Source organism: Nocardia cyriacigeorgica NBRC 100375 (genome assembly GCF_000308555.1).
Classification (GTDB): Bacteria; Actinomycetota; Actinomycetes; order Mycobacteriales; family Mycobacteriaceae; genus Nocardia; species Nocardia cyriacigeorgica.
The window spans coordinates 1-7840 of sequence record NZ_BAFY01000108.1 but is presented as its reverse complement, the minus strand read 5'-3'; the positions used below and the strand labels follow the sequence as shown (position 1 = coordinate 7840).

The 7840-nt window shown below is 70.8% G+C and carries 8 protein-coding genes; 1 reads left to right on the top strand and 7 read right to left on the bottom strand.

The window, feature by feature from the left end; genetic code table 11:
• The 6 genes from RJ05_RS10135 to RJ05_RS29880 form a co-directional block, all read right to left on the bottom strand.
• Nucleotides 1–1359: DNA repair protein RecN (locus RJ05_RS10135; RefSeq protein WP_036536035.1), on the bottom strand; the 1359-nt coding region annotated here is incomplete at its 3' end.
• Nucleotides 1337–2308, bottom strand: coding sequence for an NAD kinase (locus tag RJ05_RS10130; RefSeq protein ID WP_085996191.1), 972 nt, complete (start codon nucleotides 2306–2308; stop codon nucleotides 1337–1339). The genes RJ05_RS10135 and RJ05_RS10130, both read right to left, overlap by 23 nt.
• Nucleotides 2305–3126 carry a TlyA family RNA methyltransferase gene (locus RJ05_RS10125; protein ID WP_036536028.1) on the bottom strand — a complete coding sequence of 274 codons (822 nt, stop codon included), beginning with the start codon at nucleotides 3124–3126 and terminating at the stop codon, nucleotides 2305–2307. Before RJ05_RS10125 ends, RJ05_RS10130 begins: the two co-directional genes overlap by 4 nt.
• Nucleotide 3127: 1 nt before the next feature.
• Nucleotides 3128–3403 (bottom strand): hypothetical protein, encoded by a 276-nt coding sequence (locus tag RJ05_RS10120; protein WP_036536026.1) that lies wholly within the window; start codon nucleotides 3401–3403, stop codon nucleotides 3128–3130.
• Nucleotides 3404–3416: 13 nt separating this feature from the next.
• Nucleotides 3417–4292: an HAD-IIA family hydrolase gene (locus RJ05_RS10115; protein WP_036536024.1), complete on the bottom strand. Its 876-nt coding sequence runs from the start codon at nucleotides 4290–4292 to the stop codon at nucleotides 3417–3419.
• 265 nt (nucleotides 4293–4557) lie between these two features.
• On the bottom strand, nucleotides 4558–5478 hold the full coding sequence (locus RJ05_RS29880) for a tetratricopeptide repeat protein (RefSeq protein ID WP_081597262.1): 921 nt from the start codon (nucleotides 5476–5478) through the stop codon (nucleotides 4558–4560).
• A 753-nt stretch (nucleotides 5479–6231) separates the two neighbouring features.
• Here RJ05_RS29880 and RJ05_RS30790 point away from each other — a divergent pair.
• On the top strand, nucleotides 6232–6543 hold the full coding sequence (locus tag RJ05_RS30790; protein WP_138445568.1) for a hypothetical protein: 312 nt from the start codon (nucleotides 6232–6234) through the stop codon (nucleotides 6541–6543).
• Here the strand turns inward: RJ05_RS30790 and RJ05_RS30785 are convergent.
• Nucleotides 6519–7187, bottom strand: a complete 669-nt coding sequence (locus RJ05_RS30785) for a hypothetical protein (RefSeq protein WP_138445569.1) — start codon at nucleotides 7185–7187, stop codon at nucleotides 6519–6521. The genes RJ05_RS30790 and RJ05_RS30785 overlap by 25 nt on opposite strands.
• Nucleotides 7188–7840: the final 653 nt, after the last annotated feature.

Genomic DNA, 7840 nt, shown 5'->3' with positions numbered 1-7840 from the left:
TGGCAGCGACTGCGCTCCGGAATGCGCCGACAGCCGGAACTCGACCTCGTCCACCCCCGTCGACCCGGCATGCAACTCGGCATCCCCGATGGTCAGCGGCGCCGAATCCTGCGGAGCCGCGGGCACCGGGCGCACCACCACCTCGAGCCGGGCCTTACCCATGGCCAGCCCGCCCAGCTCGGCGCTCACCGCCTCGGCGAGCTTGCCCGCCGCCTTGGTCCGGGCCGCCGTGAGCTTGCTCGCCGCCGCACGCACCTTGTCCGCGGCCACCTCGACCTCTTTGGCCAGCGAGGCGAGCGTCTCCTCGGAGACGTCCAGCGACTCCAGCCGAGCCCGCGACTCCTCGGCCCACGCGATCACCCCGTCGATATCGGGTGCGTATTTGCGGGTGAGCGTTTTGAGTTCGGCCTGACGCGTCAGCATCGAATCCAGCGCGCCCGGATCCGACGGCAGATCCGACAGATACCCGCTCAACTCGGTGATCAGATCCACCACCACCGCGATCGCCTCGCCCAGCCGCGGCGCCAACGCCGCCAGAGCCGGGTCCTCGGCCGACTCCAGCCGGGATCGCGCCGTACCCAACGCATCCAGCGCACCGGAACTGGTCTCCGGGGTGTCGGCGGGCCCGGCCAGCGCATCGTGGGCGGTGGACGCGGCCTCACGCAGCGAATCCAGGTCGCTGAGCCTGCGGATCTCGGCGACGAGGCGTTCGTCCTCACCGGGCTCCGGTGCGATGCCGTCGATCTCGGCCAGCGAATGCTTGAGCCGGTCGGCCTCGAGTGCCAGTTCACGACTGCGCGCGGTGCGTTCGAGCAATTCGGTGCGCGCGTCGAGCCAGGCCCGGCGATGCTGCTGGTATTTACGCAGCAGCGGGCCGACGGTATCGGCGGCGAACTGGTCGAGCGCACTCAACTGCTGATCAGGGCGCTGCAATCGCAGCTGATCGTTCTGCCCGTGCACCGTCAGCAGCGGGGCCGTGAAATCCGACAGCACCGAGGCCGGAACTCCGCGCCCGCCCAGATGCGCCCTGGACCGGCCGTCGCTGCCGACCGTGCGGATGGCGATCACGCTGCCGTCGTCGTCACGGTCGGCGGCGGCGGCCTCCAGCACCTCGGCGACCTCGGCGCGCGCTGCCTCGTTCACGTCATCGATGGTGAACCGGCCCTCCACCACCGCACGGGAAGCGCCGAGCCGTACCCGCCCGGCATCCGCGCGCGCCCCACTCAGCAGATGCAAGCTGGTGACAACCATCGTCTTTCCGGCGCCGGTCTCACCGGTCAGGACCGTCAGGCCCTCATGGAATTGCGCGGTCGCCGTGGAGATGACGCCGAGTCCGTCAATCCTGATCTCTGTCAGCACGTGTGCTCTCCGTTCGCCGTCGGCCACGCCAGCCTGTCACGGGCAATTGGAATTTGCGCACCATCCGGTCGGCGAACGGCGCGGAATCCAACCGCACCCACTGCACCGGTTCGGCGCCGCGGACCGCTTCCACTCGACCACCCCTCGGCAGGGCGAGGGTGCGCCTGCCATCCAGGAAAACTATCGCATCGTGGCCCGTGGCAACGGATTCGACCGCGATCCGGGAATCCGGGCTGGTCACCAGCGGACGGGCGAACAGGGCGTGCGCGTTGCTGGGAATGACCAGCAGCGCTTCCAGTTCCGGCCACACCACCGGCCCGCCCGCGGAAAACGCGTAGGCCGTCGACCCGGTGGGCGTGGCGATGAGGATTCCGTCACAACCGAATGCCGACACCGGCCTGCCGTCGACCTCGAGCACCACTTCCAGCACACCCATCCTGGCGGCGTTCTCGATACTGGCTTCGTTGAGCGCCCAACCGCTTTCGACCACCTCGTCGTCGACGCGGACCGAGACGTCGATCGTCATCCGCTGCTCGACCCGATAGTCGCGGCGCACCACCTGCGCCAACGCCTCGTCCAGATGTTCGGCCTCGGCTTCGGTCAGGAAACCGATGCGGCCCAGGTTGATTCCGAGCACCGGCACCGACGCGGTGCGCGCCAGTTCTGCCCCGCGCAGGAAGGTGCCGTCGCCGCCGAGGGCCAGCACCATTTCACAGCCGAGTGCGGCGTCGGGCTTGTGTTCGACGACCCGCACCGGATAACCGCCGCCGGCACTCGAATCCGCCTCGAACTTGGTGCTGTAGGCCTCGTCGGCCAGCACGCGCAACCCGATGCCCGCGTCTGCGAGGATCTTGGCCACTCGATGCGAGGTTTCGATGATCTCGGCCCGCCCCGGATGCGAGACCAGCAGGATCTCCCGCCCACCGCTCTCGCCCGTCAGCGCGTTCACTGTGGACCCTCCTCAACCGCACGTTCGACCAGAGCCGCGACCGCCGCTTCGTCGTAGTCGAAGGGTCCGTCGTTGCGCAGCCACAGGAAATACTCGACATTGCCCGACGGCCCCGGCAGTGGACTGGCCACCGCCGCCAGCGTGCGCAAACCCGATCCCGCCGCCACCGAGGCCACCGCGCGGACCGCTTCGGCGCGCAGTGCCCGATCGCGCACCACACCGCCGGAGCCTACTCTTTCCTTGCCCACCTCGAACTGCGGCTTCACCATCGGCAGCAGGTCCGCACCCGGCGCCGCGCAGGCGGCCAGCGCGGGCAGCACCAGCGCGAGCGAGATGAACGACAGGTCGCTCACCACCAGCTCGACCGGTCCGCCGATGACTTCGGCGGTCAGCGTGCGGACGTTGGTGCGGTCCATCACCTGCACACGTTCGTCGTTCTGCAGCCGCCACACCAGCTGGCCGTAGCCGACGTCGGCGGCGACCACTTCCCGAGCCCCGCGGGACAGCAGCACATCGGTGAACCCACCGGTCGACGCGCCGGCATCCAGGCAACGCTTGCCGGTAACACTCAGACCCGCTGGTTCGAACGCCTCGAGCGCCCCCAGGAGTTTGTGCGCACCGCGCGAGGCCCACGACACCTCGTCCGGCTCTTCCCGCACCAGTAGCGGTGTTCCGGGTTCCACCGCCGTCGCCGGTTTCACCGCGACGGTGCCATTGATGAGGACGCGGCCCGCGCCGATCAGCTCGACCGCGTGTTCTCGCGATCTGGCCAATCCGCGGCGTACCAGCTCGGCGTCCACTCGTGCGCGCCTGGCCACCTCAGATCTTGTCCACCGTCGCCAGCGCCTGCACCAGCACCTCGTGGGCCTGTTCCAGGATGTGCGCCCGCCGGGTGAGGTCGGTGCCGCTGTCCGGATCACCGTCGCCGAGGCCCGCACCGGCGCCGAGTTCGTCCAGTAGTGCGTCGATCTCGGTGCGGATGCGGTCGGGATCGGCCGGTTCCGGACGTCCCTGCGCACCTGGCAGATGCTGACCGGGCAGCGGCGCGCCGGGACGGGGGCCGGGCACAGGCGGACGGGGCGTGGGAGTACTCATCGTGGCGACAACGCTATCGGATTTCGGAACGGGACGCGCGTACCGTCACGGCACGACCAGGATTGTCGCGCAGGGTGTCGGCGAGATCACCGCCACTCGCGGGTAGCGGCGGCTGGTTCAGCGCGTCCAGGGAGGTCGCGACGTAGGTGGGCCACAGCTGCTCGGGCCATTCGGCGAGGTCGGCCAAGGTGCTGACGCCGGTGAGCACCAGCAACGAATCCAGCTCCACGCGTACCGCCCCTTCGATATCGGTATCGAGCCGATCACCGACCACCAGCGCATCCCGGGTACCCGCCCGCACCAGGGCGTCTTCGAGCAGCGGTGCGTACGGCTTACCGGCGACGATGGGCTCGCGATCGGAAGCGGCCCGCAACGCCGCCACCATAGAACCGTTGCCCGGCGCGAGCCCGCGCTCATTCGGCAGCGTCTTATCGGTGTTGGCGGCGATCCACAGGGCGTCGGCGCGCAGCGCGTAGGCGGCTTCGGCCAGGTCGGGCCAGCCGGTGTGCGGCGAATGGCCCTGCACGACGGCCTCCGGTGCCGAACCGTTGAACCGACGCACCGGCCGCAGTCCGACCGCGCTCACCTCGGCGGCGAGATCGTCGGTGCCGACGACGAGCACCTGTGCCTGCGGTTCCAGCCGTTCGGCCAACAGCCGTGCGGCCGCCTGCGCGCTGGTCACGACGTCTTCGGTACCGGCCGTGAACCCGAGTTCGGTCAGATGTCCGGCCACCGCCGCCGGCCCGCGGCTCGCATTGTTGGTGACATACACCAACCGCTGGTTCCCGTCCGCCAATGCCGACGGCGCCCCCTCGATGACGACCGGACCGCGATACAGCGTCCCGTCCAGATCCAGCAGCAGCGCACCGTACCGGTCCCGCACCCGCATCACTTCACTCCCTCGCACCGATCCAGCGTCACCATCGAAATCCTCCCACCCCATGCGACTCCGCGGCCGACCGGCGTCAGCGGCGGTCGGTCCGACCGCCGCTCGCACTGTAAGCCCGGGCACCGACAGATCCAGCCCGGGCCGTGCTGTGGCGTCGCTGCTCGGCGGGAGCCAGACACCATTGGTCGCCGACATGCCTGCGACGTCCCATAGGTGCCGCAAGCCCACCCGCTGGGTCGGCGGACCGTGGAACGCCGCGCTCCAATCAGGCGTCGCCGGTGAGTTCCGCGGCGCGTTCCTCGGCATCGGTTTCGCCGTCGAGGTCCGCGGCCGCCGCGTTGAGGAACCAGGTCAGGCCCTCATCGGTGCGGCCGGCGGCGACGAGGGCGTCGGCGTAGGCGTAGAACAGGCGCGCGGCGGCCGAACCGGTCCGGGCCGGGTCGAGGTCGTTGGTCTGCAAGGTGACCACGGCCTGGTCGTACTGGCCGAGGTCCATGCGGGCACCGGCCACCACGATGCGCAGTTCGGTGGCGTCGTCGCCGCGCAGCGCCCTGGCTTCCTCGCTGCGGCCCAGTTCGATGGCACGTTCGGGACGGCCGAGACCGCGTTCGCAGTCGGCCATCACCGCCAGCAGGCCGGAGCCACCGGACATGCGGCGCGCGGTGCGCAGCTCGGACAGCGCTTCGGCCCATTCGCCCGCGTGATAGGCCACCACACCGGCGGTCTCGCGCACTACCGCGATGCGGCCGGCCCGCTGCCGCGCGGCACGAGCGTGCGCCAGCGCAAGACCGGGATCGTCGTCGAGCAGTCGCGCGGCCATCACCAGATGCCTCGCGACGGTCTCCGCATTGCCCTTGTCCAGGCTGAGCAGGTCACGTCGGATGGACGTGTCGAGGTCGGAAGCCTGAACGTCGTCGGGCAGGTCCGGCTCTTCCGGCCGTGGCGGACGACGATCCATCATCCGGCCGCCCGGCGCCCGTCCCCCGTCTCCGCCACGACGCCGATCGCCGCCGGGCCGGTCGCCACGGCCCTCATCGCGCCGCTTCGGTCCGCGATCGTTCCAGCCGCGGCTACCCTCGCGCCGGCCACGGTCGCCATTGTCGCTCACATCGCCCCGCTCTCCGGTCTGTGCGGCCATCGAGGACCGCGGTTCGGCGGCAGTGTCGTCGGCGCGCGCACCGTTCATGTCCCGGCGCGAGCGGCCACCTTCGGTCAAGTCTGCCGGTCCGGCCTCACGATCCGCATCGCCACGCCGATCCGACGCCGCACCGTCTACACCGTCAGCGGTTCGGCTCGCGTCAGCCGCGGTGCCGGTGCCGGTGGTTTCTCGGTCCGCATCGTCCGCGTGCACCGCCTCGTGCGCCCGCACTACCGGATCCGCCGACGATGAGCCCTCATCCGCTGTCTGCGGCGCCGAGCCGGCCGACTTGAACACCGGGAAGTCGTGCCCGGACTCTGTCGGCGCCTGGCCTTCCCGCGCCGCACCCGTCAGTGGCGGCTGGTCACCCAACGTCGAGTCGCCGCGCAGGTGGGAGTCGTCAGCGCGGGCGGTGCCGGTCGATTCGACGCTCGGTGCCCCTGGACGAGCCGGTGGGCCGTCAGCCGAACCAGCGGGACTCCGACGGTCGCCGGCTCGAGCGGTCCCGGCCGTGTCGTCCCGCGGTTCGCTCGCACCGAGCTGTCCCTCAGCCGTCGAGCCGCCGCGACCCTCACGGTCATCGACTCGAGCCGACCCGGCTGTTTCGGCCCGCGCTTCGCCCGCACTGAGCCGCCCCTCAGCCGCCGAACCGGCGCGACCCTCGGGGTCGCTGACACGAGCAGCCTCGGCGGGTTCGGCCCCCGGCTCCTTGGACTGATCGCGGGGGCCGCCTGCTTGCTCGACCGGCGATTCGCCTTCGGCCGCGAGCGGCGACCCGGTCGGCGAAGATTCTCCGTATGCGTGCTCGGTGCCGGCAGCGCCGGCATCCGCACCCCGGTTCTGATCGTTGTCGGCAGCAGCTTCTGCGTCGATCGGCGCGAAGTCGTCAGGGCGGCCGCGTCCGCCGACGAGTTCGGCTCCGGAACGATCGCCCGCGTCGGCGTTCGGGAAGGACCGCTGCGACGGACCGTCATCCTGCCGCCGGAAACCGCCGCTGCGCCGACTCTGGGTTCCCGAGTCACCTCGCTTGGCATATCCGCGCTCGGGACGTCCGCCCTCGGACTCTCCTCGACGGAATCCACCGCCGCTCACGCCGCGGGGATCGCCTCCTGAGCGGCGGAAGCCGCCGGGACGGTCACCCGATGTACTCGGCCGCCCGCCCTCGCTGCGACGGAAACCGCCCTGGTCGGATCCCCTACGGTCGTCGCGGCCGCCACGAGAATCATCGGAGGAACGCCGGAAGCCGCCTTTGTCCGAACTCCGGTAGCGGTCGTCCCCACCACGAGTCCGATCATCACGTCCGCCACGAGACTCGTCCGAAGAGCGCCGGAAGCCGCCCTTGTCGGAGCGGTAGCGATCATCTCCGCCGCCGGGCCGGTCGTCACGTCGGCCGCGAGCCTCGTCCGGGGAACGCCGGAATCCGCCTTTGTCCTCACCGCGGTATCGGTCATCGCCACCGCGAGGACGGTCATCGCGCGATGATTGATCGCCCGACCGCCGGAACCCACCGGATCGGTCGCCGAAGGTGCCGCGGCCGCCGGACCCGGGTCGCGAATCACGGAAATCCCGGTCGCGCTCACTGCCGAAACCGCCGCGGCTGCCACGACGCTCCGATGAACCGGTTGTGTCGTCGTAGCGGCGCCGGTCGTCGGATCCACGCCGCTCGTCTCGATCGCCCGACCGGCCGTATCCGCGCCGGTCCTGCCCCGAGGTTCCCCATTCCCGCCGGTCTCCACCGCGCCGATCATCTCGATCACCGGGCCGGCTGTATCCACCCCGGTTCTGGCCCGAGGACGATCCGCGGTCGCTCCGTTCGCCGCCGCGACGGTCCGCGCCACGGTCGTTCCATGGTCGGTCGCCCGTGTCGCGCCGGGGTGCGTCGTCGCGGCGATCCCGCCACTGCGGCCGCCCTTCGGACGAGCCGCCCCGGTCGGATTCGCGCCGGTCCCGGTAGCCGCCCCGATCGTCACCGCGGTTCCAGGTGCTGCCGCGCTGCTGGGGACGGTCACTGCTGTCGTTGCGCGGTCCGCGCCGAGCCTGGCCGCCTTCCCGCGGCTGCCTGGCGTCGCGTCCACCGCGTGCGAAGCCGCCGCGTTCGCCGCTGCTGCGGTCGGCGCGATCGTCGCGCCGGCTCGTTCCGCGGTCGTCGTCTCCGCTTCGGCCCCGACCGCCGCGTTCACCCGAGGTACCGCGGTCGCCCCGATTATCGCCGCGGCCTCCGTATCCGCGCTCGGGGTCGTTGCGGCGGAAGGGTTTCCGACCGTCGTTCTGTTCCGGCACGGTGGTCCCTTTCTGAATTGCGCGCATAGGTGGCTCGGCCACGAATTCCTGACATCCGCTCGGCGTTCGCCGAGCATTTCGGCATACAAACGACGATAGGGGACCCAGTGTATGGGTCCCCTATCGTGAA

Coding starts and splice junctions, on each gene's coding strand:
- RJ05_RS10120 (WP_036536026.1), bottom strand. CDS start 3,403: ATGAGTACTCCCACGCCCCGTCCGCCTGTGCCCGGCCCCCGTCCCGGC.
- RJ05_RS10115 (WP_036536024.1), bottom strand. CDS start 4,292: ATGCGGGTGCGGGACCGGTACGGTGCGCTGCTGCTGGATCTGGACGGG.
- RJ05_RS29880 (WP_081597262.1), bottom strand. CDS start 5,478: ATGAACGGTGCGCGCGCCGACGACACTGCCGCCGAACCGCGGTCCTCG.